This is a genomic window from Achromobacter sp. 1L-A-4-B-C2, from assembly GCF_057291955.1.
Map to the genome: position 1 here is coordinate 1,039,642 of NZ_JBXAWP010000002.1, position 25,032 is coordinate 1,064,673.

At 67.4% G+C, this 25,032-nt stretch carries 22 protein-coding genes; 8 read left to right on the plus strand and 14 right to left on the minus strand.

Features of this window, described 5'->3' with window-relative positions:
* Window positions 1–132: 132 nt before the first annotated feature.
* Window positions 133–957: a DUF72 domain-containing protein gene (locus AC0Z35_RS12135; protein ID WP_485132040.1), complete on the plus strand. Its 825-nt coding sequence runs from the start codon at window positions 133–135 to the stop codon at window positions 955–957.
* Between the two features lie 34 nt (window positions 958–991).
* Here AC0Z35_RS12135 and gorA read toward each other — a convergent pair whose 3' ends face one another.
* Window positions 992–2,350 (minus strand): glutathione-disulfide reductase, encoded by a 1,359-nt coding sequence (gene gorA, locus AC0Z35_RS12140; protein ID WP_046804544.1) that lies wholly within the window; start codon window positions 2,348–2,350, stop codon window positions 992–994.
* A 144-nt stretch (window positions 2,351–2,494) separates the two neighbouring features.
* On the minus strand, window positions 2,495–5,158 hold the full coding sequence (gene aceE / locus AC0Z35_RS12145) for a pyruvate dehydrogenase (acetyl-transferring), homodimeric type (RefSeq protein WP_485132041.1): 2,664 nt from the start codon (window positions 5,156–5,158) through the stop codon (window positions 2,495–2,497).
* 239 nt (window positions 5,159–5,397) lie between these two features.
* Here aceE and AC0Z35_RS12150 point away from each other — a divergent pair, with 239 nt between their 5' ends.
* Window positions 5,398–5,856 carry a MarR family winged helix-turn-helix transcriptional regulator gene (locus AC0Z35_RS12150; protein ID WP_046804542.1) on the plus strand — a complete coding sequence of 153 codons (459 nt, stop codon included), beginning with the start codon at window positions 5,398–5,400 and terminating at the stop codon, window positions 5,854–5,856.
* Complete coding sequence (locus AC0Z35_RS12155) at window positions 5,853–6,638, plus strand: aspartate/glutamate racemase family protein (protein WP_485132042.1); 786 nt, start codon at window positions 5,853–5,855, stop codon at window positions 6,636–6,638. Before AC0Z35_RS12150 ends, AC0Z35_RS12155 begins: the two co-directional genes overlap by 4 nt.
* A 16-nt stretch (window positions 6,639–6,654) precedes the next feature.
* Here the strand turns inward: AC0Z35_RS12155 and AC0Z35_RS12160 are convergent, their stop codons facing one another.
* Window positions 6,655–7,365 (minus strand): Crp/Fnr family transcriptional regulator, encoded by a 711-nt coding sequence (locus tag AC0Z35_RS12160; protein ID WP_046804541.1) that lies wholly within the window; start codon window positions 7,363–7,365, stop codon window positions 6,655–6,657.
* A 180-nt stretch (window positions 7,366–7,545) separates the two neighbouring features.
* Here AC0Z35_RS12160 and AC0Z35_RS12165 point away from each other — a divergent pair, with 180 nt between their 5' ends.
* Complete coding sequence (locus tag AC0Z35_RS12165; RefSeq protein WP_485132043.1) at window positions 7,546–9,321, plus strand: acyl-CoA synthetase; 1,776 nt, start codon at window positions 7,546–7,548, stop codon at window positions 9,319–9,321.
* Window positions 9,322–9,363: 42 nt separating this feature from the next.
* Complete coding sequence (locus tag AC0Z35_RS12170) at window positions 9,364–11,133, plus strand: acyl-CoA dehydrogenase (protein WP_485132044.1); 1,770 nt, start codon at window positions 9,364–9,366, stop codon at window positions 11,131–11,133.
* Here the strand turns inward: AC0Z35_RS12170 and AC0Z35_RS12175 are convergent.
* Window positions 11,115–12,290, minus strand: a complete 1,176-nt coding sequence (locus tag AC0Z35_RS12175) for an MFS transporter (RefSeq protein ID WP_485132142.1) — start codon at window positions 12,288–12,290, stop codon at window positions 11,115–11,117. The two genes, AC0Z35_RS12170 and AC0Z35_RS12175, sit on opposite strands and share 19 nt — an antisense overlap.
* Window positions 12,291–12,554: 264 nt before the next feature.
* Here AC0Z35_RS12175 and AC0Z35_RS12180 point away from each other — a divergent pair, with 264 nt between their 5' ends.
* Window positions 12,555–13,013, plus strand: a complete 459-nt coding sequence (locus AC0Z35_RS12180; RefSeq protein WP_046804538.1) for a winged helix-turn-helix transcriptional regulator — start codon at window positions 12,555–12,557, stop codon at window positions 13,011–13,013.
* Here the strand turns inward: AC0Z35_RS12180 and AC0Z35_RS12185 are convergent.
* The 4 genes from AC0Z35_RS12185 to AC0Z35_RS12200 all read right to left on the minus strand — a co-directional run bounded on the left by AC0Z35_RS12185 (window position 13,010) and on the right by AC0Z35_RS12200 (window position 16,680).
* Window positions 13,010–13,987 carry a pyridoxamine 5'-phosphate oxidase family protein gene (locus AC0Z35_RS12185; RefSeq protein ID WP_485132045.1) on the minus strand — a complete coding sequence of 326 codons (978 nt, stop codon included), beginning with the start codon at window positions 13,985–13,987 and terminating at the stop codon, window positions 13,010–13,012. The genes AC0Z35_RS12180 and AC0Z35_RS12185 overlap by 4 nt on opposite strands.
* Window positions 13,988–14,020: 33 nt before the next feature.
* Window positions 14,021–14,650 (minus strand): glutathione S-transferase family protein, encoded by a 630-nt coding sequence (locus AC0Z35_RS12190; protein WP_104145367.1) that lies wholly within the window; start codon window positions 14,648–14,650, stop codon window positions 14,021–14,023.
* A 189-nt stretch (window positions 14,651–14,839) separates the two neighbouring features.
* The gene (locus AC0Z35_RS12195) at window positions 14,840–15,745 is read right to left on the minus strand and encodes a LysR family transcriptional regulator (RefSeq protein WP_319304356.1); all 906 of its coding nucleotides are present in this window, start codon (window positions 15,743–15,745) and stop codon (window positions 14,840–14,842) included.
* The gene (locus AC0Z35_RS12200; protein WP_485132046.1) at window positions 15,742–16,680 is read right to left on the minus strand and encodes a LysR substrate-binding domain-containing protein; all 939 of its coding nucleotides are present in this window, start codon (window positions 16,678–16,680) and stop codon (window positions 15,742–15,744) included. The genes AC0Z35_RS12195 and AC0Z35_RS12200 overlap by 4 nt, the downstream gene beginning before the upstream one ends.
* Before the next feature lie 126 nt (window positions 16,681–16,806).
* Here AC0Z35_RS12200 and AC0Z35_RS12205 point away from each other — a divergent pair, with 126 nt between their 5' ends.
* Window positions 16,807–18,246 carry an MFS transporter gene (locus AC0Z35_RS12205; RefSeq protein ID WP_485132047.1) on the plus strand — a complete coding sequence of 480 codons (1,440 nt, stop codon included), beginning with the start codon at window positions 16,807–16,809 and terminating at the stop codon, window positions 18,244–18,246.
* A gap of 27 nt (window positions 18,247–18,273) precedes the next feature.
* Here AC0Z35_RS12205 and AC0Z35_RS12210 read toward each other — a convergent pair whose 3' ends face one another.
* Window positions 18,274–19,173 (minus strand): LysR substrate-binding domain-containing protein, encoded by a 900-nt coding sequence (locus AC0Z35_RS12210; protein ID WP_485132048.1) that lies wholly within the window; start codon window positions 19,171–19,173, stop codon window positions 18,274–18,276.
* A gap of 112 nt (window positions 19,174–19,285) precedes the next feature.
* Here AC0Z35_RS12210 and AC0Z35_RS12215 point away from each other — a divergent pair, with 112 nt between their 5' ends.
* Window positions 19,286–19,951 carry a flavodoxin family protein gene (locus AC0Z35_RS12215; RefSeq protein WP_485132049.1) on the plus strand — a complete coding sequence of 222 codons (666 nt, stop codon included), beginning with the start codon at window positions 19,286–19,288 and terminating at the stop codon, window positions 19,949–19,951.
* Here AC0Z35_RS12215 and AC0Z35_RS12220 read toward each other — a convergent pair.
* The 5 genes from AC0Z35_RS12220 to hmpA all read right to left on the minus strand — a co-directional run bounded on the left by AC0Z35_RS12220 (window position 19,900) and on the right by hmpA (window position 25,030).
* On the minus strand, window positions 19,900–20,703 hold the full coding sequence (locus AC0Z35_RS12220; RefSeq protein WP_485132050.1) for an AraC family transcriptional regulator: 804 nt from the start codon (window positions 20,701–20,703) through the stop codon (window positions 19,900–19,902). The genes AC0Z35_RS12215 and AC0Z35_RS12220 overlap by 52 nt on opposite strands.
* Window positions 20,704–20,858: 155 nt before the next feature.
* The gene (locus AC0Z35_RS12225; RefSeq protein WP_485132051.1) at window positions 20,859–21,824 is read right to left on the minus strand and encodes a proline dehydrogenase family protein; all 966 of its coding nucleotides are present in this window, start codon (window positions 21,822–21,824) and stop codon (window positions 20,859–20,861) included.
* 95 nt (window positions 21,825–21,919) lie between these two features.
* Window positions 21,920–23,167 carry a D-amino acid dehydrogenase gene (locus tag AC0Z35_RS12230; RefSeq protein WP_104145426.1) on the minus strand — a complete coding sequence of 416 codons (1,248 nt, stop codon included), beginning with the start codon at window positions 23,165–23,167 and terminating at the stop codon, window positions 21,920–21,922.
* Window positions 23,168–23,318: 151 nt separating this feature from the next.
* Window positions 23,319–23,756: an Rrf2 family transcriptional regulator gene (locus AC0Z35_RS12235; protein WP_046804528.1), complete on the minus strand. Its 438-nt coding sequence runs from the start codon at window positions 23,754–23,756 to the stop codon at window positions 23,319–23,321.
* Window positions 23,757–23,812: 56 nt separating this feature from the next.
* Window positions 23,813–25,030, minus strand: coding sequence for an NO-inducible flavohemoprotein (gene hmpA / locus AC0Z35_RS12240; protein WP_485132052.1), 1,218 nt, complete (start codon window positions 25,028–25,030; stop codon window positions 23,813–23,815).
* Between the last annotated feature and the right edge of the window lie 2 nt (window positions 25,031–25,032).

Below are 25,032 nucleotides of genomic sequence, written 5' to 3' on the forward strand. Positions count from 1 at the left end.
GCCGCCCGGCAAACGTATCGCCCATGCCACACCGGCCCGAACCCGCGCCGTGATTGGCCTCCGCAACTTTACGACCCCGGGCGCGTGGCGATACAGTGAACCGATTCGTTGCACTGCATGGAGCACCGGAAGATGCCGAAACGTCATCCGTCCGTGGTGGAAAGCCCGCCCGTCATTCGCGTCGGCATCGGCGGCTGGACGTACGCGCCGTGGCGCGGCACCTTTTATCCCGAGGACCTGCCCCATGCGCGCGAGCTGGAATACGCCAGCCGGCAGCTCACCGCGATTGAAATCAACGGCACCTACTACAGCACCCAGAAGCCAGCCACTTTCGCCAAATGGCGCGACGAAACGCCGGACGGCTTCGTCTTTTCGCTGAAGGCGTCGCGCTACGCCACCAACCGGCGCGAGCTTGCGGGCGCCGGCGATTCCATCCAGCGCTTCGTCCATAGCGGCATTGCCGAATTAGGACCCAAGCTGGGGCCGGTGGTGTGGCAATTCGCGCCCACCAAGACCTTCAACGCGGATGACTTCGGCGAATTCCTGGCGCTGTTGCCCGACAAGGTCGATGGCTTGCCGCTGCGCCACGTGCTGGACGTGCGCCATCCCAGCTTCGCCTGCGAGGAATACCTGGAACTGGCCCGCCGTCACCGCGCCGCCACCGTCTATACCGATAGCGAGAACTTTCCGGCCATTGCCGACCGCACCGCCGATTTCGTCTACGCCCGGTTGATGCGCGCCAGCACCACGTTCAAGGCCGGCTATGCGCCCAAGGTGCTGGACGCCTGGGCGGACAGGCTGCACACCTGGTCGCGTGGCGACGATCCGGCGGACCTGCCTCGGATCGGTTCCGCGCCATCCGGGCCACCGCGCGCGCAGGACGTCCACGCCTTCTTTATCAATGGCGCAAAAGAACGCGCGCCGTTTGCGGCGCGCGCCATGATCGAACGCTTGTAGTGCAGGCCGGCGCGCGGCGCGTTTTTTGGCGCCCTTATTGCGCGACCGGCGTGCGCAGGGTGACGAATTCTTCCGCCGCCGTCGGGTGGATGCCGATGGTGTCGTCGAACACCTGCTTGGTAGCACCGGCCTTGAGCGCCACCGCGATGCCCTGCACGATTTCGCCCGCATCGGGGCCGACCATGTGCACGCCCAGCACGCGGTCCGTCTTGGCGTCCACGATCAGCTTCATCAAGGTCTTTTCCTGCGATTCCGTCAGCGTCAGCTTCATCGGACGGAAGCGGCTTTCGAAAAGCTTGATCTCGTAGCCCGCTTCGCGCGCTTCTTCCGTGGTCATGCCCACCGTGCCGATGTTCGGCAGGCTGAACACGGCGGTCGGAATCAGCTTGTAGTCGACCTTGCGGTACTCCTCGGGGCGGAACAGGCGGCGCGCCACGGCCATGCCTTCGGCCAGCGCCACCGGCGTCAGCGGCACCCGGCCGATGACGTCGCCAATCGCCAGGATGGAAGGTTCGGCGGTGCGGTATTCGTCGTCCACGTCGATGAAGCCGTCTTCGCGCAGCTTGACGCCGGTGTTCTCCAGGCCCAGGTTGTCCAGCATCGGACGGCGGCCGGTGGCGTAGAAGACGCAATCGGTTTCGATGACCGCGCCGTCTTTCAACGTGGCCAGCAGCGAGCCGTCGGGCTGCTTGTCGATGCGCGCCAGGTCGGTGAAAAAGCGCAGGTCGACGCCCTTTTTGGTGAGCTCGTCGCGCAGGTGTTCACGCACGCCCTGGTCAAAACCGCGCAGGAACAGCGGGCCGCGATAGGCCTGCACGGTGTGCGCGCCCATGCCATTGAAGATCGACGCGAATTCCACCGCGATATAACCGCCGCCCACCACCAGCACGCGGCGCGGCAACCGCGGCAGGAAGAACGCCTCGTTCGAGGTAATGGCGTGTTCCTTGCCGGGAATGTCGGGCACGCGCGGCCAGCCGCCCGTTGCCACCAGGATGTTGGCGGCGGTGTGGCGTTGGCCGTTGATTTCGACGGTGTGCGGGTCGACGATGCGGGCGTGGCCTTCCAGCAGCGTCACGCCGCTATTGACCAGCAAGTTGCGGTAAATGCCGTTAAGGCGTTCGATTTCGCGGTTTTTGTTGGCGATCAGGGTGGGCCAGTCGAAGGACGGCTTGCCTACATTCCAGCCAAAGCCGTGGGCCTGCTCGAAGTCTTCGCTGTAATGGGCGCCGTAGACCAGCAGCTTCTTGGGCACGCAGCCCACGTTGACGCAGGTGCCGCCCAGGTAGCGGCTTTCCGCCACGGCCACGCGCGCGCCAAAGCCCGCTGCAAAACGGGCCGCGCGCACGCCGCCAGAACCCGCGCCGATCACAAACAGATCAAAATCGAATGCCATGTTGTTTCCTTCGCTAAAGCCCGGGGGCCCGCGTTCACTGTCCGGGAAAACCGTATTTAACACTACCGGCGCGCGCCCGGGTTCGCGCGGGCGGCATGGGCGCGGCGCGGACGCACCCATGCCGACGGCGCTACGCCCCTGTGCCTAGGGCAAGGCCGCCGACACGGCCTCGGCGTTGATGCCGTATCGGACGATGGCCTGGGCGGCCTGGGCCGGGTCCACCTGCCCGTCATCGGCCAGCGCCTTGAGCGCCGCCAAGGCGATGTGATGGCGGTCCACGCCGAAGAACGAGCGCAACGCCGGGCGCGTATCCGAGCGGCCGAATCCGTCGGTGCCCAGGGTGACGTAGCGCCGGCCCGCCAGGAACGGCCGGATCTGCTCGGGCACCGTCTTCATATAGTCGGTGGCGGCCACCACCGGCCCCACGCTGGCGGCCAGCGCGGTTTCGGCATGACCGCGCCGCGCTTCGGCCTGCGGATGCAGGCGGTTCCAGCGTTCGACCTCGTGGCCGTCGCGCATCAGTTCGGAATAGCTGGTCACGCTCCAGACGTCCGCCGACACGCCGAAATCCTGTTGCAAGAGATTGGCGGCGGCCAGCGTCTCGGCCAGAATCGCGCCGCTACCCAGCAGCTGCACGCGCAAGGCGCCCGGCTCGCCCTGGCGCAGGCGATACATGCCTTGCAGGATGCCGGCCTGGGCGCCTTCGGGCATGGGCGGATGCGCGGTCTTCTCGTTGACCAGCGTCAGGTAATAGAAAACGTCTTCGCCGTCCGTGTACATCCGGCGCAGCCCGTCCTGCACGATCACCGCGATTTCATAGGCGTAGGCAGGGTCATAGGCGCGGCAGGACGGGATGACCGAGGCCAGCACGTGGCTATGGCCGTCATCGTGTTGCAGCCCCTCGCCTTCCAGTGTGGTGCGCCCCGACGTGGCGCCAAGCAAAAAGCCGCGCGCGCGGATGTCGCCCGCCGCCCACGCCAGATCGCCCACGCGTTGAAAGCCGAACATGGAATAGAAAATGTAGAAGGGAATGGTGGCCAGCCCATGCGTGCTGTGCGCGGTGCCCGCCGCGATCCACGACGACATCGCGCCGGATTCGTTGATGCCTTCCTGCAAGATCTGGCCCTTGCGATCCTCGCGATAGACGCTGAGCTGGTCCGCGTCCTGCGGCGTGTAAAGCTGGCCGACGTGCGAATAGATGCCCACTTGGCGGAACATGCCGTCCATGCCGAACGTGCGCGACTCGTCGGGCACGATGGGTACGACGCGCGGGCCGATATCCGGGTCTTTGAGCAGCTGCGCCAATACCCGCACGAAGGCCATCGTGCTTGAAAATTCGCGGCCGTCGCTGCCCTTCAAATGGGCGGCGAACGCCGTCAGCGGCGGCGTGGACAACGGCCCTGGCCCCGCCGAGCGGTGCGGCAGATGGCCGCCGGCGCGTGCGATGGCGGCCTGGAAATAGTGGTGTTCCGCGCTGCCAGGCGCGGGCTTGATATACGGAATCTCTTCAAGCTGATCGTCCGGCACGGCAATGGCGAAGCGGTCGCGGAAGGCGCGCACGGCCGGGTCGGCCATTTTCTTTTGCTGGTGGTTGGTGTTGGCGGCCTCGCCCGCCGCGCCCATGCCGTACCCCTTGACGGTCTTGGCCAGGATGACGGTGGGCTGGCCCCGGTGCGCCACGGCCGCGGCATAGGCGGCATGCACTTTGGCGGGGTCGTGGCCGCCCCGGTTCAGTGCGCCGATCTCATCGTCCGACAGATGGGCCACGCGGTCCAGCAACACCGGGTCCGCCCCAAAGAAATGCTCGCGCACGTAGGCGCCGCCTCGCGCCTTGAACACCTGGTATTCGCCATCCACGCACTGCATCATGCGGCGGCGCAGGCGGCCGTCGTGGTCCTGCGCCAGCAGCGCGTCCCAACCGGCGCCCCAGATCACCTTGATGACATTCCAGCCGGCGCCGCGATAGACGCTTTCCAGTTCCTGGATGATCTTGGCGTTGCCGCGCACCGGCCCATCCAGCCGTTGCAGGTTGCAATTGACCACGAAGATCAGGTTGTCCAGCTTTTCGCGCCCGGCCATTGCCACGGCGGCCAGCGTTTCGGGCTGGTCCTGTTCCCCGTCACCCAGAAAGCCCCATACCTTGCGGCCCTGCGCGGCAATCAGCTCGCGGTCTTCCAGGTAACGCATGTAGCGGGCCTGATAGGCAGCCATCAGCGGGCCCAGGCCCATCGACACCGTGGGAAATTGCCAAAAGCCCGGCATGGTGCGCGGGTGCGGATAGGACGCCAGCCCGCCGCCGCCGATTTCGCGGCGAAAGCCGTCAAGCTGGTCTTCGGAAATTCGGCCTTCCAGGTAGGCGCGCGCATAAATGCCGGGCGCGGAATGGCCCTGAATGTAGAGCAGGTCGCCCAGGAAATCGGGCGTGGCGGCGCGAAAGAAATGGCGGTAGCCGGTTTCGTACAGCGTCGTGGCCGACGCGTAGGTGGCGATGTGGCCGCCCACGCCCGAGGTCTTGCCGGCGCGCAGCACCATGGCCATGGCATTCCAGCGCAGGTAGGCGTCCAGTCGCTGCTCGATGCCGATATCACCCGGAAACGCGGGCTGGCTCGCAACATTGATGGTGTTGACGTAGGGGGTGACGCCCGGCGCCGTATAGCGCCCATTGGCCGCGCGGTCCTGCTGGATCAATTGATCCAGCAAGTAGTGCGTGCGCGGCCGGCCTTCGTGGGCCAACACGGCCTGCATGGCTTCCAGCCATTCCTGGGTTTCCTGCGGGTCGGCGTCGGTGGAATCGATCGGGGTGTCCATGGGAGTTCCTTTGGTGATGGGGCTGCGCCACGCAGCAAGGCGTCGGCGTTCCACGCATTTCACATCGTGAATTGCAATTGCATCATGTGCAATTGCAATCGTATGGCCGCGCCTGAACAATTGCAAGTGCAACTATCTTTGCCAGCCGCTGTTCACGTTTTCCACTTCGATCACGCGATCCCGCAACGCCGCTCTTACAATCGCGGCTGCATTCCCGATATCAAAAAAGGAACGACCGCATGGCCACGGGCAAGCCCGACGCATGGAGCCTCTTCCTGACCGCGCACGCGCTGGTGGTAGAGGAGATTGAAAAACGGCTGTCGGCAGCCGACCTGCCGCCGCTGGCGTGGTACGACGCGCTATGGGCGCTGGAACGCGCCCCGGACGGCACGGCGCGCATGTTCGAAATGGCCGAACGCATGGTGATCGCGCGCTATAACCTGACGCGCTTGATGGACCGGATCGAGGCGGCCGGCCTGGTCGAGCGCTTTCGTTCCGACGAGGACAGGCGCGCCACCTATGCCCGCCTGACGCCCAAGGGCCGCGCGCTGCGGCGCGAGATGTGGAAGGTGTACGGCCCGGCCATCGACGAATTGTTCCTGTCGCGATTGCCCGCCGCGCAACAAGCCGCCATGGCCAAGAGCTTTGTCGACATTGCCCGCCACGTGCGGGCGTTGAACCAGGACCCTGCCTCATGATCAATGCGCCGATAAACACCACCCCCACGACCGCCGACCCGGTCGCCACCGCCGCCCTGCACATCGGCATCGTTGCCTGTTCGGCCGAAGGCGCCGCGCTGTGCTATCGAACCTTGTGTGCCGAAGGTTCGCAGCGCATGGGGCCGCACGCGCACCCCGAAATATCGCTGCATACCCATTCGCTGGCGGACTACGTGGTGTGCCTGAACAACCAGGACCTGGCCGGTGTGGGCGCGTTAATGCTGTCATCGGCCAACAAGCTGGCGCGCGCCGGGGCTGACTTGCTGATCTGCCCCGACAACACCATCCATCAGGCGTGGGGCCATGCGCTGCCGCGTTCGCCGCTGCCCTGGCTGCATATCGCCGAGGAAGTTGCCTTGCAGGCCGCCGCGCAAGGCTTTCGGCGCATTGGCATCCTGGGCACGCGGTGGCTGGTCGATAGCGAGGTGTATCCGGACAAGCTGGGCGCGCAAGGGCTGCAATGGGTGCGCCCCATCGAAGAAGACCGGCTCACGCTGGGCCGCATCATCATGGACGAACTGGTTTACGGCGTTTTCCAGCCCGGGTCGGTCGCGCGCCTGCAAGGCATTGTGGAACGCTTGCGCGATGCCGGTTGCGACGCCGTGGTGCTGGGCTGCACCGAACTGCCGCTGGTGCTGAACGACGGCAACTGCGCCTTGCCCACGCTGGATTCCACACGCATCCTGGCGCGCGCCGCGCTGTCACGCGCGCTGTCCGGTGCCCTGTCGCCCGCGCCCTCACCCGCCCCGGCGCCGCGCTGACGCGGCCCGGTTGGCGCTAGATCTGCTCCAGCCCGAACTGCCGCAGCCGGTTCAAATCCAGCACCTTGATCTGGTGATACGCCAGCGCCAGGATCTGCGCGTCCGCCAGGGTCTGCAACGCCTGGTTCACCCGCTGGCGCGACAGGCCGGTCAGATAGCCTAGTTCTTCCTGGGAAATCGCCAGCGTCAGGTCGGTCGACGGGTACAGCTGCGGGTTGAACAGCTGGGCCAGCGACTGCGCCACCCGCGCATCGGCATCCATCAAACGATGGTTCTGGATCGATGCAATGAATTCCCCCATGCGGTCGTTCAGCTGGCCGATGACGAAATGCGAAAACGGCAGGCTGGCGGCCAGCAGCGCATGGAACGTGGCGGCTGGCACCAACATTACCAGCGACGGCTGGATCGCCACCACATCGTATTTGCGCAGCTCGCGCTTGATGACGCTGCCTTCGCCAAACCAGCCGCCACGCGGCACGCCGGAAAACGTGCAACTGCGGCCCGACTCGTTATAGATGGCCAGCTTGAGCAAGCCCGTGTGCACGCCCAGCCAATAGTCCGATGGCGCGTTGCGCCGCGCGATCCAGGCGCCATTGGCCACGTGTTCCGCGCGCGCCGTCGCCAGCACGAGTTCCTGGTGGCCGGCCTCCAGTGCGGCGAACCACGAACAGGCGCCGAAGAGCTCGGCCAGCGCGGCGGCGGAAACAACGTTTGAAACATCGGACATGGGCGGAACCGTGTAAAACTGGCAGTTTGCGAGGTCGGCTGGCAGGTCTGTCATGCAGGCGACAGACAGTATTTTCGGCTCGCCCCTACGCTCACGCAAGCGACGGAAATCAAGCTTTCCGCGATCAGCAAACCTCGAACAAGACAAGGGCCGCCCACGCGCCCTACTCGGAGACGACGCATGAGCAGCATGTTCGACCACGGCCTGGCGCGCCGCGACGCCAACTACACGCCCTTGACCCCGGTGGACTTCATTGCCCGCGCGGCCGAGGTGTACGGCCAGCGGCTTGCCGTGGTGTACGGCAAGGTTCGCCGCACCTGGGCCCAGACCTACGAACGCGCGCAACGCCTGGCCAACGCGCTGGAACGGGCCGGCATCCAGCGCGGCGACACCGTCGCCGTGATGCTGCCCAACATTCCCGCCATGGTCGAAGCCCACTTCGGCGTGCCGATGGTCGGTGCGGTGCTCAACACGCTGAACACCCGCCTGGACGCGCCCAGCGTGCTGTTCATGCTGGGCCACGGCGAAGCGCGCGCCCTGATCATCGACACCGAATATGCCGATATCGCCCAGCGCGCCCGCGCCGAATACCCGCACTTGAAGATCGTCTCGGTCCACGACCTGGACGGCGCCCCCGCCACCTCGGCAGGCGCCCGGCATAGGGACGCCCCTGAGCCGGGCGCCCCTGTGCCGGGCGCCCCTGTGCCGGGCGCCCCTATGCCGGGCAACCCTATGCCGGGCAACCCTGTGCCGGGCGCCCCTATGCCGGGCGCTACCGACTACGAAGCCTTCCTGGCCGACGCGCCCGCCCATTACGACTGGCAGCCGCCGGCCGACGAATGGGACGCCATCGCGCTGAACTACACCTCGGGCACCACCGGCGACCCCAAGGGCGTGGTCTACCACTACCGCGGCGCATACCTGAACGCCGTCAGCAACATTCTTGAATGGGACATGCCCAAACACGCGGTTTATCTGTGGACGCTGCCCATGTTTCATTGCAACGGCTGGTGCTTTCCGTGGACGGTGGCCGCGCGCGCCGGGGTAAACGTGTGCCTGCGCAAGTTCGACCCCCAGACCGTGTTCGACCTGATCCGCGCCGAAGGCGTCACGCATTACTGCGGCGCGCCCATCGTGCAAAGCGCGCTGGCCAACGCGCCGGCCGAGATGCGCGCGGGCATCACACATACCGTGCGCACCATGGTCGCGGGCGCCGCGCCCGCGCCCGCCGTCATCGCCAAGATGCGCGACATCGGCTTTGAACTGACCCACGTCTATGGGCTAACCGAAGTCTACGGGCCGGCCGCCGTCTGCGCCCGCCAGGAATCCTGGGACGCGCTGGACGACGAACGCCGTGCGCAGCTGACCGCGCGCCAGGGCGTGCGCTACCACTTGCAGGCCGGCGTATCGGTGCGCAACCCCGACACCATGCAGGAAGTGCCCGCCGACGAACAGACCGTGGGCGAAATCATGTTTCGCGGCAACATCTGCATGAAGGGCTACCTGAAGAACGAACGCGCCACCGACGACGCCTTCGCGGGCGGCTGGTTTCACACCGGCGACCTGGGCGTGATGACGGCGGACGGGTACGTGCGCATCAAGGACCGCAGCAAGGACATCATTATTTCCGGCGGCGAAAACATCTCCAGCATTGAGGTGGAAGACGCGCTGTACCGGCACCCCGCCGTTGCAGCCGTGGCCGTCGTGGCCATGCCCGACCCGAAGTGGGGCGAAACGCCTTGCGCGTTTGTCGAACTGAAACCGGGTTGCAGCGCCACCGCCGAAGAGATCATCGCGCACTGCAAACTGCTGTTGCCCGGCTTCAAGGTGCCGCGCGCGGTGCGCTTCGGAGAACTGCCCAAGACATCCACCGGCAAGATCCAGAAATTCGAGCTGCGCGCCGCCGTGGGCTCAACGCAGGCCATTGATGTGGCCGACCCCAACAAAGCCGCCTGAACGCCGGCAGCCCGGCACCTTCATCAAAGGAGTTTTTCGGCCATGACGTACCAAGCCCCCGTGAAAGACATGCTGTTTGTGTTGAACCACCTGGCCGGCCTGCGGCAAGTTGCCGCCCTGCCCGGTTTCGAGGAGGCCACGCCCGACACCGCACAGGCCGTGCTGGAAGAATCCGCGCATTTCGCGGCCGAAGTGCTGGCCCCGCTGAACCACCCGGCCGACCGAGAGCCCAGCGCCTGGCGCGACGGCGCCGTCACCACGTCGCCCGGCTTCAAGCAGGCGTTTCGCCAATACACCGAAGCGGGCTGGCAGGGCATGTCACATCCAGTGCAATACGGTGGCCAGGGCTTGCCCGGCCTGATCGGGTCGCCCTGCTCTGAAATGCTGAACGCCGCCAATCTGTCGTTCGCGCTATGCCCCTTGTTGACCAACGGCGCCATCGAAGCCTTGCTGACCGTCGGCTCGGCGGAAATGAAAACGCGCTTCATCGGGCCCATGATCTCGGGCCAGTGGACCGGCACCATGAACCTGACCGAACCGCAAGCCGGCTCGGACCTGGCCATGATCCGCACGCGCGCGCAACCGGTGGGCGACGGCACGTACCGGCTATCCGGCACCAAGATCTTCATCACCTACGGCGACCACGACCTGACCGAGAACATCCTGCACCTGGTGCTGGCCCGGTTGCCCGACGCACCCGAAGGCGTCAAGGGCATTTCGCTGTTCCTGGTGCCCAAGTTCCTGGTCAACGAAGACGGCTCACTGGGCGCGCGCAACGACGTCACCTGCGTGTCCATCGAACACAAGCTGGGCATCAAGGCCAGCCCCACCGCCACCTTGCAATTCGGCGATGCGGGCGGCGCGCTGGGCTATCTGGTGGGCCAGGAAAACCGCGGGCTGGACGCCATGTTCATCATGATGAACGCGGCGCGCTATGCGGTGGGCGTGCAGGGCATCGCCATTGCCGACCGTGCCTACCAGCACGCGCTGGCCTATGCCAACGACCGCGTGCAAAGCCGCCCGGTGGACGGGTCGTCGCGCGATGCCGTCACCATCATCCACCACCCCGATGTGCGCCGCATGCTGGGCACCATGCGCGCGCTGACCGAAGCGGGCCGCGCGCTGGCCTACGTGACGGCGGGCCACGCCGACCTGGCCCACGCCAGCCCCGACGCCGACGAGCGCAAGCGTCATCTGGCCATCCAGGAATTCCTGGTGCCCATCGTGAAGGGCTGGTGCACCGAGATGTCGCTGGACGTGACCAGCCTGGGCGTGCAGGTGCACGGCGGCATGGGCTTCATTGAGGAAACCGGCGCGGCGCAGTATTACCGCGACGCCCGCATCCTGACCATCTACGAAGGCACCACCGCCATCCAGGCCAACGACCTGGTCGGCCGCAAGACCTTGCGCGACGGCGGCGCGGTGGCGCATGCGCTGCTGGAGGCCATCCGCCAGACTGAAACCGAGCTGGAATCGCGCAGCGAGCCTGCCGCCAACCTGGTGCTCAAGCCACTGCGGCAGGCGCGGCTGGCCCTGGCAAATGTCGTGGACTTTGTGCTGGCCAACGCCGCGGGCGCGCCCAACGCCGTCTTCGGGTCGGCCGTGCCGTATCTGCTGCTGGCCGGCACGACGCTGGCCGGTTGGCAGATGGCCCGCGCGCTGCTGGCCAGCCTGGACCACCAGCAGGAAGACCCCGACTTCCATCAGGCCAAGATCGCCACCGCACAGACCTATGCGCTGCACAAGCTGACCCAGGCGCCGGGGCTGGCGGCCGTGGTGCTGGGGTCCAAGGACTACGCGGTACAACCCTGACGCGACGGCGGCGGCGATGCCTTGCGGGGCAACGTCGCCGCCCAGAACAACAAGGCCGTCACGCTGATGGCCGCGCCCAGCGCGCACACACCCAGCCAGCCGGCGCGCGCGTACACCGCCGTGGACGCAATGCCGCCCAGCCCGCTACCCACCGCGTAGAACATCATGTAGCTGCCCACCAGGCGGCTATGCGACTGGGCGCTGATGCTGAAGATCATCGTTTGATTCGTCACGTGCAGCGCTTGCAGCGCCACGTCCAGCACCAGCACGCCCAGCGCCAGGGCCCACAGGCTGTGATCCAGCAAGGCAATGGGCGCCCACGCCAGGCACAGCAGCACCAAGCCCGCGCCCGTGGTGCGCTGCCCCAGCCCGCGATCCGCCCAGCGGCCGGCCCGCGCGGCCATCAACACGCCCAATACGCCCACCAGGCCAAAGCCACCCACCGCCGCGTGCGACAAGGAATGGGGCGGCGCGCTCAAGGGCAGCACCAGCGCCGTCCAGAATACGCTGATGGCGGCGAACATCAGCAAGGCGATCATGCCGCGCACGCGCAGCACGGGTTCCGTGGCCAGCAGCGTCGCCATGGACCGCAGCAAGTCCCAGTAGGACAGCGTTGCCGTGGGCAGCCGGCGCCGAGGCAAGCGGCGCAGCAGCACCCACGCCAGCAACGCCGCCATCGCGGCGGACACCACGTACACGGCGCGCCAACCCCAGGCGTCGGCCACCACGCCGGCCACCGTGCGCGCCAGCAACAAGCCGATCACCACTCCGCCCTGCGCGGCGCCCACCACCCTGCCCCGTTCGCCGGGCGCGGCCAGCGCGGCGGACAGCGCCAGCAGGCCTTGCGTCATCGCGGTACCCAACAGGCCCAGCGCCACCATGCCCGCCAGCAGCCACGGCGTATTGGCCGACATGGCCACCGCGCCCAGCGCCAGCACCAGCAGGCCCAGTTGCGCCAGCATCAGGCGGCGCCGGTCCAGCAGGTCGCCAAGCGGCACCACGAACAGCAGCGCCACCGCGCAGCCCAATTGCGTTGCGCTGACGACGACGCCCACGGCGCCTTCGTCCAACAGGAACTCGCGAGCGATGGCGTCCAGCAAGGGCTGCGCGTAATACACGTTGGCCACGCTTAGCGCACAGGCTACGGCCAGCAACATCACCAGCGATGTGGGCAGGGGTGGCGACGCGTCGGCGGCGTCGTTGGCCTCGGCGCCGTCGTTGGCGGCCGGATTGCGCCCCGCATCGGCCGGGGTGCCGCGGGCGGCAGCCGCCGCGGGTTGCGCGCAGGCAGCGCTCAAGGTGTTGGCGCCGGGCGGTGGAGCATCGGGCATGGTACGTCCTTCTAGTTTTATTACGAAACCAGAATGCTAGACCCGAAGGTTTTATAATGCAACCATTGCATCCCAATCCTAGGGTCAGACATGGTCAAACGCACCAGCCTTGAAGGCGCCGCCTGCCCGGTGGCGCGCTCGTTAGACGCCATCGGCGACTGGTGGTCGCTGTTGATCGTGCGGGACGCGTTCGACGGCGTGCGCCGGTTTGGCGAATTCCAGAAAAGCCTGGGCGTGGCCAAGAACATCCTTAGCGACCGGCTGCGCACCCTGGTTGCCCACGGCATCCTGGCCGTGGCCCCTGCCTCGGACGGCAGCGCCTATCAGGAATACGTGCTGACGGACAAAGGCCGCGCGCTGTTTCCGGTCATCGTCGGCTTGCGGCAGTGGGGCGAAGACCATTACTACGGCCCTGCCGAAGCGCACTCCACGCTGATCGACCGCAAGCGCGGCCAAGCCGTGCGCCGCCTGGAAATCCGCGCCCAGGACGGGCGCCTGCTGGAGCCCGACGACACCGTCGTGCAGAAAACCACGCCCTCGCCCGGCTAGCCCGGCTGCCCTGGCCACTGCCCCGTGCCTAGCGCGGTGGGCGAATACGCGCCGAATTGCCAGCGCAGCGCCAAGGCGCCGGGCCGCCGCAGCACACGGCGCACGTGCACGCGCCACAGCCGTTCAGCGCCCGCAAAGCTTTGGATTTCGGGGCTGTCCAGCACCACCTCGGCGCGGCCCGATACCTGAAGCAGGTCGCCCCGTTCAAAATCCACAAAGACCAACCCCGCGCGCGGGTTCGCCATCAGGTTGCCCAAGGTATTGAAAAAGCGGTTGCCGGAAAAATCGGGAATGGTCAGCACATTGCCGTCCACCCGCACAAAACCGGGTTTGCCGCCGCGATGCGACACGTCAACCGCGCGGCCACCCCGCGCATCATCGTCCACGTAAGAGGCCACGAAAAAGGTGTCGGCCGATTGGATCAACGCGCGCGCGGCATCGTCCAACTGATCGGTTTCCGGCAACGCGGCTGCAAACCGCATGGCGGGCGAACGCGAGAAATGAAAATCGCGCGCCTGGATGTACTGCGGGCAATTGCCAAAGGACTGCGCCACGGCTACATCGAAGCGCTTGCCGTCCCATGCCGCGATGCGACCGTTCATGCGATTTCGCCGGCGCGTGTGCAGTTCGATGCCCAGCAGCCCCACCGCCTGCCCGGGGCCCAGGCCCGCGCGCACCGGGTCATCGGCATCCGGCATGACGGTTACCCGCAAGGTGTGCGGGTCGGGCGATATGGCAAAGCCGGGCTGGCCCTCCAGCACGCCGGCCCACGGGTCTCCCTGGGGGTCCACCGTGCCTATTACCAGGAATGGCAACTGCGCGAAAAAAGCGCGGTGCTGGTCGGGCATGTGGTCGCGCACGATCTTCGGGCCGATCTGCGCCATGCGTTCAGCCACGCCGGCGCGCGCTTGCAACAGGCGTTCGCCCGCATGCCAGGGCAAGCCGTCGTCAAGAGGGGTATCAGTGGGGATCATGGTGCGCTCCGGGCCGTGGCGGTGATGGCGGTGTCAGGCGGCCTGCAAGCCGGCGGGCGTGCGGGCCATGGGCACGAAGCCCGGCAGGCTTTCGATGCGGTCGAGCCACGCGCGCACATGCGGGTAGTCGGCCAGCGACACATTGCCTTCGGGCGCGTGCGACACGTAGGCGTAGCAGGCCACGTCCGCGATCGTCGGGCGGGAACCGGCCAGGAAGGCACGGGTGCCAAGCTCGGCGTTCATGACGCCCAGCAAGGCATGCGCGCGCGCCAAGGTCGTTTCCACGTCGTAGGGCGCGCCAAATACCGTGATCAATCGGGCCGTTGCCGGGCCGCTGGCCAGGGGCCCGGCCGCCACCGACAACCAGCGCTGCACCGCCGCCGCGCCGGCCGGATCGGCGGGCAGCCAGGCCTGGCCGTCGTAGCGGGTGGCCAGATAGACCAGGATGGCATTGGAATCCGCCACCACCGTGCCGTTGTCGTCGATGACCGGCACCTGGCCGAACGCGTTCAGCGCCAGGAATTCCGGGCGCTTGTGCTCGCCGCCGCGCAGGTCCACGTCAATGCGCTGGTGCGGAACGTTCAGCAGCGACAGCATCAGCGCGACGCGATGCGCGTGGCCGGACAGGGGAAAGCTATAGAAGGTCAACGGGGCAGCGGACATGGGAATTTCCAAGGTGGATGAACATGGCTCCATCTTGGTCCGATGCGCGCCCCGCGTGAACGGCCAGCCGCGACAAGACACTATTGTCGGATTTGAAAGGACGGGTGGAAGGTACCGGGTCAAAGGCACGGGGAAGGCACCGGCCGAAGGCTCCTCATCCCCCGGCCTCGCTGCCCGAGCTCCGGCCCGTCAGAGCGGTAATTCGGCCAGATCGCGCCGCAGGGCTTGCACGCAGAACTCGACAAAGCTGCGCACTTTGGCGGAACTGCGGCGGCCCTCTGGGTACACCACATGCACCGGCATGGGCGGCAATTCGAAGTCGCGCAGCACCACCTGCAAGGCACCGCTTTTGAGGTGCCGTGCCACCTGGTACGACACCACCTGCGTCAAGCCCCACCCTTCGCACGCGGCCAATACGGCGGCCTGAAACGACGTGACGGCCAGCTGCGATTCCACGTTCAGCCGGCGCGGCTCGCCAGCTTGCTGGAAGCGCCATTGCGCGCCCCGCCCTTCCATCGCGGCCGTGATGGTGCAGAAGCGGTGCAGCGCATCGGGGTCCTGGGGTTCGCCGTGTTGGCGCAGGAATTCAGGCGTGGCGCATACCACGCGGCGCACGTGGCCCACCGGCACCGCCGTCAACGTGGAATCGGGCAACGCGCCGATGCGCACGGCAACATCCACGCCTTCGTCCAACAGGTTGACCACCCGGTCCACCAGCAAGGTGCGCACCGACACGGCCCGATGCGCGCGCAGATAGCCCAGCACCACCGGCATGACGTGCAGTTCGCCAAAGAATGCGGGCGCGGTGACATGCAGCGCGCCACGTGGTACGGCCATCGCACCGGCGGCGGCATCGTCGGCTTGTTCGACGTCTTCAAGAATGCGGCGGCAGTCGGCCGCGTAGCGCTGGCCCGCCTCGGTCAGGCGCAGGCTGCGCGTGGTGCGTACCAGCAGCAAGGCGCCCAGCCGCCGTTCCAGCGCGGCAACGCTGCGCGTGACCGACGGCGCGGACATTTCCAGGCGGCGTGCGGCGGCGGCAAAGCTCTGGGCTTCAGCCACGGCCAGGAACACCGACATTTCTTGGAATCGATTCATGCTGGGACCGTGGCGGGCAAGGTGGTGGACAGGGCGGATGGCGTCGCCCAGGCGGCGCTGCTGTCCCGGACACACTGCCGCACGATATCGGCCAGCGCGGCGGCCACCGGGTCCGGCTGCGCCTGGGCACGATACAGCGACAGCGTGATCGACGGCAAAGGGGGCAAGCCCTGCTCGCCCGCCGCCAGCGCGCGCACGCCGGCGGGCAGGCCCAACGGCGTGCGCACGGCCAGGCCCAGCCCCGCCGACACGGCCGCCCACAAACCGGCCAGGCTGGGGCTGGTGAACGCCGCGCGCCAGTTCACACCGGCGCGGTCCAACGCGTCGGTGGCACAGGTGCGAAACAGGCAAGGCGCCTCGAAGGCCACCAGCGGCAGTTCGCCATCGCCGTCGCCGCGCGGCGGATCGGCAAGCTGGCTGGGGCCGATCCAGCGCATGGGCAGGTCCAGCAGGCGTTCGGCATGCGGCAGGCGCGCATCAAAGTCCCAGGCCAGCGCCAGGTCCAACTGCCCCAGCGCCATGCGTTCCAGCAGTTCGCCGTTGCGCGCCACCCGTGCTTCGATCCGCACATAGGGATGCGCGCGGGCGAATTGGCCCAGCACGCGGGGCAACAGCATTTCGCCGAAGTCCTCCTGCATGCCCAGGCGCACGCGGCCGGACAGCTCGGCCCCTTGCACGGCGCGGGCTGCCTGGTCGTTCAGCTCCAACAGGCGGCGGCCGTAGGCCAGCATGGTCTGGCCCGCGTCGGTGAGCGCAAGGCCACGCCCGGCCTTGCGCAGCAGCGGCACGCCGGCCTGCTCTTCCAGCTTTTTCATTTGCGCGCTGATCGCCGACGTGGATCGGCCCAGGCGGTCGGCCGCCCGGCCGAAGCTACCCAAATCGACGCCCGCAACGAAGCTGCGCAGGATGTCCAGGTCAAAGGTTACGGGTCGCATGGGTCGCCTTGCTTGGCTTTAATAGTCCAGTTTTTCAAAACTATTGAATCAATATTTCCTGATTTTCAGAACGATAGCAGACGCGCAAACTGGCCGGGTCCTTTTTTAAAAGCTCTGGAGTTCCGCATGTCCGACATCCCCGCCCCTGCGATTTTGCTGTCCGCCCCGGCCGCGCCCGCCGCCGCGCACCGCTGGAAAGTGCTGGCGGTCGGCGTGGCCGCCAACGCGGCCTTTTCGGCCGCCGCCGCCGGCCTGCCGACCACGGCGGTGTTCATGCGTGCCGGTTATCGGCTGGACAACGATCAGCTTGGGCTGGCGCTGGGCTTGATGGGCCTGGGCGTGGCCTTGTTTGAATTGCCCTGGGGCCTGCTGACCGACCGCTGGGGCGACCGCCCCGTCCTGTTGACCGGCCTGAGCGCCACGGCAGCCGCGCTGGCCTGGCTAAGCGTGTTCGCCTCGCCCACGGCCGGTGTGGTGCCCAGCTTGTGGCTCTTGGCGGCGGGTCTGGTGCTGGTGGGCGTATTGGGCGGCAGCGTCAACGGCGCCAGCGGCCGGGCCGTGATGGCCTGGTTCGGCGATAGCGAACGCGGGCTTGCCATGAGCATCCGCCAGACCGCCGTGCCGCTGGGCGGAGGTCTGGGCGCCCTGCTGCTGCCTTGGCTGGCGGCACGGTCCGGCTTTGCCGCCGTCTTCGGCGCACTGGCCGCGATGTGCGCAGCGGCGGCGGTGCTGGCGGTGTGCTGGCTGCGCGATCCGGGCGGATTGCGCGGTCCGGGCGGATTGCGCGGTCCGGGCGGATTGCGCGCCGCCGCGCGGGTCACGGCGGAGCCGGACTTGACCGGACTCGACCGGATAGAAGCCGTCCAGGCCGGCCCCGCCTCGGCTGAGCCCGCCCCCGCCCCCGCCACCGCCACCGCCACCGCCCATGCCGCCCCAGGCCGCCATGCCGCCGCCCGCCCCCCCACGCGCGGCCCGTTGCGCGATGCGCGCGTCTGGCGCGCGGCGGCGGCGATCGGCTTGATGTGCTGCCCGCAGTTCGCGGTGCTGACCTTCGCCACGGTGTTCCTGCACGACTTCAGCCAGGCGGACATCGGAACGCTGACTGCCGTGATGGTGGCGGTGCAGTTGGGCGCGATGGTGGCGCGCATCGCCAGCGGCCGGTGGACCGATCGGCACGGCAACCGACGCGCCTTTTTGCGCCGCTGCGCGCAACTGAGCGCGCTGATGTTCGCGGCGTTGGGCGCGGTCGCCTGGCTGGTCAGTGGCGGCCCCACCACGCCGGGCGCGGTGCTTGCCACGGCCGCCCTGCTGACGGCGGCGGGCGTGTGCGCGTCGGCCTGGCACGGCGTGGCATATACCGAACTGGCGACGCTTGCCGGCGTGAACCGGGCCGGCACGGCGTTGGGCATGGCGAACAGCTGCGTCTACCTGGGCCTGTTCCTGACGCCCGTTGCGCTGCCGCATGTGGTGGCGGCCAGCTCGTGGCCCGCCGCCTGGGTGCTGGCGGGCGTGGCGATGCTGGCCGCCCTGCCGCTGTTGCCGCGCGCGTCATGGCGGGCGAGCTGACCACGCGCGCATCGCGGCAGGCGACCGCTACGCCTGGAATTCCCGCGTCAGCCACGCCAAAAAGGCCCTGACCGGGGGATGGCGTTCGCGCCCGGGCGCGCACAGGGCCGTGTAGGCCGCGCCGGGCACGCGCACTCGCGGCCGGTGCGCGGCCAGGGTGCCGGCGCGCACGCTGTCGGACACCATGACCGAACTGGCCAGCACCAGCCCCTGCCCCGCGATGGCGGCTTGCAGCGCGTAGTGTTCTTCTGCGTAGGCGTGCACGGCCTCGGGTTCGCGCCAAGCGGGCATACGCGCCGCCTGGCACCACGCCAGCCAGCCTTGTTCGTACAGATCCGAATCGCGCCAGCGCACCGTCACCAAGGCAGGCGCCGCTTTGGCCGCGCGCGTCTTCGCCATTTGCGCGATGAGCCCGGGCGCGCCGTAGACGCCAAACCACTCGGGCAGCGTCGCGGCGGTATGCAGGGCGGGATAGGCGCGTCGGCTATAGCGCACCGCCACGTCCACGCTGGCGTCTTGCAGCAGATCCACGGGGTCGGCGCCGGTTTGCAGGTTCAGCTGGTATTGCGGAAAGGCTTGATGAAAGCGCCCCAGTCGCGGCACCAGCCACAGGGCCGCGAAGGAATGCGTGGTCGATAGCGTCAAGGCGCCGGAGGCCGGTTCGGGGCGCAAGGCGTCCAGCGTTTGCGCAATGTCCAGCAGCGCGCCGTGCACGCTGATGAAAAGGCGCGCGCCTTTGTCCGTCAGTTTTACGCTGCGTGGCGCGCGGTCGAACAGCGGAAATCCCACCTGCCGTTCCAGCGACTTGATCTGGTGCGACACCGCCGTGGGCGTCACCGCCAATTCAGCGGCGGCCAGCTTGAAACTGCGCAGCCGCGCGGCGGCCTCGAACGCGCGCAGGGCGGTCACCGGCAAGGTCGAAAACATGAGGACTGGACAACCTTATGGATGAAATGAATTCATCTTAATCAAGGATTCATCATTTGTCGTCGACAAGCCGGATTTCTATATTGAAGGCACGAACTCATTCGGAGCCATCATGAATCAAAATCATCCATCCCAACGCCTGCTGATCCTGGTCGGCAGCCCCCGCCGCGACGGCAACAGCGCCGCATTAGGCGCCGCCGCGCAACGTGGCGCAAACGCCGCCGGCATATCCGCCAACCTGCTTTTCCTGGACGATTACCTCCACGGGTTCCTGTCCGACCTGCGCCACCAACCCGCGCCCGATGACCGCTATTCGGAACTGTTTCTTGAACACTTCCTGCCTGCCGATGGCGTGCTGATCTGCACGCCCATTTATTGGTACGGCATGTCGGCGCAGACCAAGGCTTTCTTTGACCGTTCGTTCAGCCACTATGCCGGCAGCGGCCCCGAGCCGGAACGCGTCAAGGCACGCATGACGGGCAAGCGCCTGGGCTTGGCGGTGGCGTCCGAGGAAACCTACCCCGGGGCGGCGCTGGGCATCGTGCATCAGGTGCAGGAATACGCGCGCTATTCGCATTCCGAATTCGTGGGCTATGTGCACGGCGCGGGCAACCTGCGCGGAGAAATCGCGGCCGATCCTCGCCAGCCCTTATTGGCTGCCGAGCAGCTGGGCGCGTCGTTCTTTACCCGGAAATATTCCGATTACCGCATCGAAACGCCCCGCCCTCACAACGTCTGGGAACCCGCGCGCAGCAGCACGCCGGGCGTACTGCCGTAGACCTGCTTGAACACGCGCGTCAGGTGCGCCTGGTCGGCAAACCCCACGGCGTGGGCCGCTTGCGCCAGCGGCACGCCGCCACGCAACAACACCCGTGCGCGCGCCACGCGCCAATTGCGCAGCCAGGCTTGCGGCGGAAGCCCGTAGCGGCGGGCAAACTGCTTGACCAGCGTGGTGCGGTGACGGTCCTGCGCGCGGGCCAGCGCATCAAGGTCCGGCGCGCAGGCGGGATCGGTCGCCATGCGTTCGCGCAGCAACGCGCAGACGTCGGACGCGTCGCTGTCCGCAGGCGCGGTCGCGTCGCCGTGCGCGCCAAGCAGGCCGAGCAGCGCGGCCGAGATTCGTTCGCGGCGTTCGCCGTCGTCCATGGCGCCGGGCGCCAGCGCGTGTAGCCATTGTGCGCACAACGCGGGCGCGCGGATCACGGGGCCCGATATGCGCGCGGCGCCTCCCAGCATGGCGCGCGCGTGGTCATCGAACCAGGCCGGGTCGATGTACGCCATGCGATAGGCCAGCGGCGCGTCCGACGTGCCGCCCGTGTGCACCTGGCCGGGTGCGATCACCACCAGGTCGCCGGTGGCGGCAACGTGGGTGTGGCCCTGTACGGTAAAAGAGCACCGGCCGCGTTCGATGGCGCCGATCGACCAGGCATCATGAAAGTGCGGCGCGTAGCGGTACGCCCGCAGATCCGCGATCAAGACGTCGCCGGGCAGGCCCGCGCCGCAATGCCAGATATGTTCAGATGCAGCCATCAAATAGCCAGAAGTGGATAGGCAGAAATGGATAGCCAGAAATAGAGGGCCAGAAGTCCTTGCGCGACTGCCGCCAGCCCGGACCGCAACGGCGTGGCGTGGCCGATAGTCCGCCGGCCTGTCGCCCCGCCGTCTTATCGCCCTGCTCCGCTACGCTAGCCGAAGTACCGTCCATCCGCGGTCAGCGAGCGCGCCAACAGCCACGCATTGGACGGATTTTCGCCGACGCGGCGGATGGCGTAAGGCCACCAGTCGGCACCGAATGGCAGGTAGACCCGGACGTTATAGCCCAGGCCGCGCAGCGCCATTTGCCAGTCGGGGCGCACACCATAAAGCATTTCAAATTCGAACGCGTCTGGCGACCATCCCCGCTCGCGCGCCAGCGTCATGATGGCGCCGGCCAGCCTATCGTCATGCGTGCCGAACACCGGATAAAACCCCGCTTTGCGCGCGTCGTGCGACAGCATGATGGCGGCCGCGTCCAGATAGGCCAGGTCGATCCGGGCGCGGCCCGCATGGTCCAGCGCGCGCTCGGGAAACGCGCCTTTCACCAGCCGCAACGACGTGTGCCGGCGCACGGCCCAGGCCAGGTCTTCGGGCGTGCGCCGCCGCCGCGCCTGCAAGGTCAGGCCGACGGGCAAGCCGTCTTCCAGCAAGGCACGATGTAGCGCGCAGGTGCGATCGCGGATGGTGGAATCTTCCATATCCAACATCATGCAGTTGCGGCGGGCGATGGCGACGCGAGGGCTTGCAATGGCGTCGGCGATACGGCGCGCGTTGGCGGCGCCCAGCGCGTCGCTGGCCATGTAGCCGATGGCGGTGGGGTCCACGGATACGTGCACGTCCAGCCCGGCCGCGCCCAGCGCGCGACAGGCCTCGATGGCTTGCGACACGTTGTGTTCGATGGCGGCGGGGTCGGCCACGTATTCGCCCAGGTAGAACAACGATGACCGGATGCCATGGGCCTGCCACAGCCGCAACGCGGTGCGAACGGCGGCGTGCACATCCGTGCCGCCGACAAAGCGCTGCGCCAGCGACGAGCGCGCCGCCACCGCCCGCATTGCGCGCCCCATGACGGGGCTGCGCGCCAGCGCGATGGTGGTTCTTTGGAAAATGCTCATGAGTGCTCCCGCTAGAGAGCCGCACTATGGCGTGGCCGAACGCGCTTGTATTGAACGCCCGTGAACGCGGGGAATGGCGCCTGGGGGACGCGGGCTCAAGGCCGAAACGGCGCCGGGTCCAAGGGCAGTTCCAGCCCGGCCATCTGCGCCGTCAGCAACGCGGCGCTGCCGCAGGCCAGCGTGAAGCCCAGCGCGCCCTGGCCAATGTTCAGCCACAGGTTGTCGGCCGCCGGACTCTGCCCGATCAACGGTTTGCCGGTAGGCGTGGCCGGGCGCAAGCCGGCCCAGGGGATAGCTTGCGTCAGGTCCAGCGCGGGAAACGCCTCGCGCACCTGGCGCTTGAGCAGCTCCACGCGCGCCGGATCGATATCGGCGTTGGCGCTGCCGATATCGACCATGGCGGCAATGCGCAGCACCTTGCCCACGCGCGCATAGACGATGCGGCGCTCGTAATCCGTCACGCTGATACGCGGGGCAACCGTGTCGTCGTCCGCCAAGGGCACGCTCAGGCTGTACCCCTTTAGCGGATACAAGGGCACGTCATGCCCCAGCGGCTTGAGCAGCGCACGGGTGCCGATGCCGGTGGCCAGCACGATGGCGTCGGCGCCGATGTCGCCATGGCGCGTGTTCACCGCGACGATGCGGCGGCCTTCGCGCTGCAAACCGGTCACGGGGTTGGACATGGCGCACTCCACATTGCCCAGCGCTTGCAGGCGGTCGAACAGGCCTTCGGTGAACTGACGGCAATCACCCGCCTCTTCGCTGGGCGTGTAGATCGCGCCCGCCAGATTGCGGCCCATGGCGGCCAGCGCCGGCTCCATTGCCAGGGTTTGCGCCGCATCCAGCACCTGCTGCTGCGCGCCGTGCCCCGCCTGGTAGGCCACCAGCGCGCGCGCCTTGTCCAGCAAGGCGGCGCTGCGGTAGGCGATCAGCTTGCCGTTTTTCAGATGGCCAAAATCCAGGTTTTCCTGTTGCAGCAGCGTGTGCATGACGTCGCGGCTAAGGTAGGACAAGCCCAGCAACTGCGCGGTGGACGCCTTGGCCACCGACGCGCGGCAGGCCAGGGCAAATTGCACGCACCAACGCCATTGGTGGGGGTCCAGCCGGGGCCGGAAGCGCAGCGGGGAATCCTGGCGCAACAGCCAGCCGGGCACGCTGGGCAAGACGCCCGGACCGGCCAGCGGCGCGACGTAGCTGTAGCTGAGCTGGCCGCCGTTGGCGTAGCTGGACACTTCCGCCGGCCGCGCCTGGCTGTCCACCAGCACCACATCGTGGCCCTGGCGCGCCAGGAAATACGCAGACGTCACGCCGACAACGCCCGCACCGATTACGCAAACGCGCATGCCTTCATCCAATCAAACAGGGAATCTCCCATTTTGTAACGGCCATGGGCAGCGCGGCAAATGCCAAACGCCGCAGCATCCATAACAAAACATCATGGGATTGAGGGGGGCAAGCGGGCCGGGTCAAGACAGACGGGCCAAGGCTGACGGGTCAGGCCGCGCGGTGCAGCTTGATGATGGCGGCGGCGGTGGGGTCGCGCACCAGATCGGCCAGCGTGTAGCCGTTAAGCGCGTCGTAGAAGGCGTTCAGGGTCTGGGCCAGCACGCCCGCCAGCCGGCAGGCGCCGTCCAGCGCACAGGGCGGTTCGCGACAATCGATCAGCGGACCCTGCTGTTCCAGCTCGCGGATCAGGTCGCCGACGGGATAGCTGCACGCGTCGCGCGCCAGCCGCAAACCGCCGCCCTTGCCCCGCACGGTACTGATCCAGCCGCGTTGCGACATGAAGTGCACCACTTTGACCAGGTGATTGCGCGACACGTCGAAACGCTCGGCGATCTCCGGGATGGTCACGGCGCTGGGCCGGTCTCGGCACTGCGTCAGATACATCAAGACGCGCAGGCCGAAATCGGTGAATCGGGTCAGTTGCATGGCAAGGTTCGGGTGGCCGGGCGGCCCGAAAAGTTCAGGCCGCCAGGATACACCGCTCAGGCTGGAGCGCCGCCGGTGCCAAAGGCCTCGGCGTGGATGCGCGCGGGTTCCACGCCCAGCTCCAGCAAGGCGGAGCGTTGCGCGGCCATGAACGGCGCCGGACCGCACAGGTAATAATCGGCGCCCGGCACGATGGCCTCGTCCGCGATGGCGCGCAGGTTCACGCGGCCACGGTGGTCGTAGTCTTCGCCGGCCTTGTCGGCGTGGCCGACTTCTTCATAGAAGACCGCCTTGCGTACATTGCCGCGTTCTGCCGCGATGCGGTTCACGTGGTCGCGCATGGCGTGCACCGCGCGGTTGCGACAGCCGTGCACGAACCGGATCTGGCGCTTGTCGTCGGTGCGCACCAGATGGTTCAGCATCGACACCATCGGCGTCAGCCCGACTCCGCCGCTGAGCAGTACCACGGGCGCGTCGCTGTCTTCTTGAAGATAGAAATCCCCTTGCGGCGGCGCCACATCCAGCACGTCGCCCTCTTGCAGCCGGTCGTGCAAAGTGTTGGACACCCGGCCCGCCGGCGTCTGGGCGCCCGCGGCCTCGCGCTTGACTGAAATACGCAGGCGATCTTGCCCGGGCGCGTCCGACAAACTGTATTGGCGCGGCTGCATCAGGCCCAGCTCGGGAATGTAGACACGCACGGACAGGTACTGGCCGGGGCGATAGGCGGGCACCTTGCCGCCATCGGACGGCGCCAGATAGAAGGACGTGATTTCAGCGCTTTCCGGCTGCTTACCCACGATGCGAAAGGCGCGCCACCCCGTCCAACCGCCCGGCTTGCCCGCCGATTCGGCATACAGGCGCGATTCTTCGGCGATCAGCAAGTCAGCCAATTGGCCATAAGCCGCGGCCCAGGCGTCCACCAGTTCGTCGGTGGCGGCCTCGCCCAGCACTTCACGGATCGACGCCAGCAAATGCTTGCCCACAATAGCGTAGTGCTCGGCCCGGATACCCAGGCTGACGTGCTTGTGCACGATGCGCGTCACCACGGGGGCCAGCACGGAAGGGTCGTCGATGTGTTCCGCGTAGGCGGTCACGGCGCCGGCCAACGCATGCTGCTGCTGGCCGCCGGCCTGATGGCCCTGGTTGAACACGTGCTTGAGCTCGGGGTTGTGCTCGAACATGCGCGCGTAGAAATGACGCGTCAGCGCCACGCCATGGGTTTTAAGGACGGGGGCCGTGGCTTTGACCAGCGCGCGGACTTCGGGGCTCAACATCT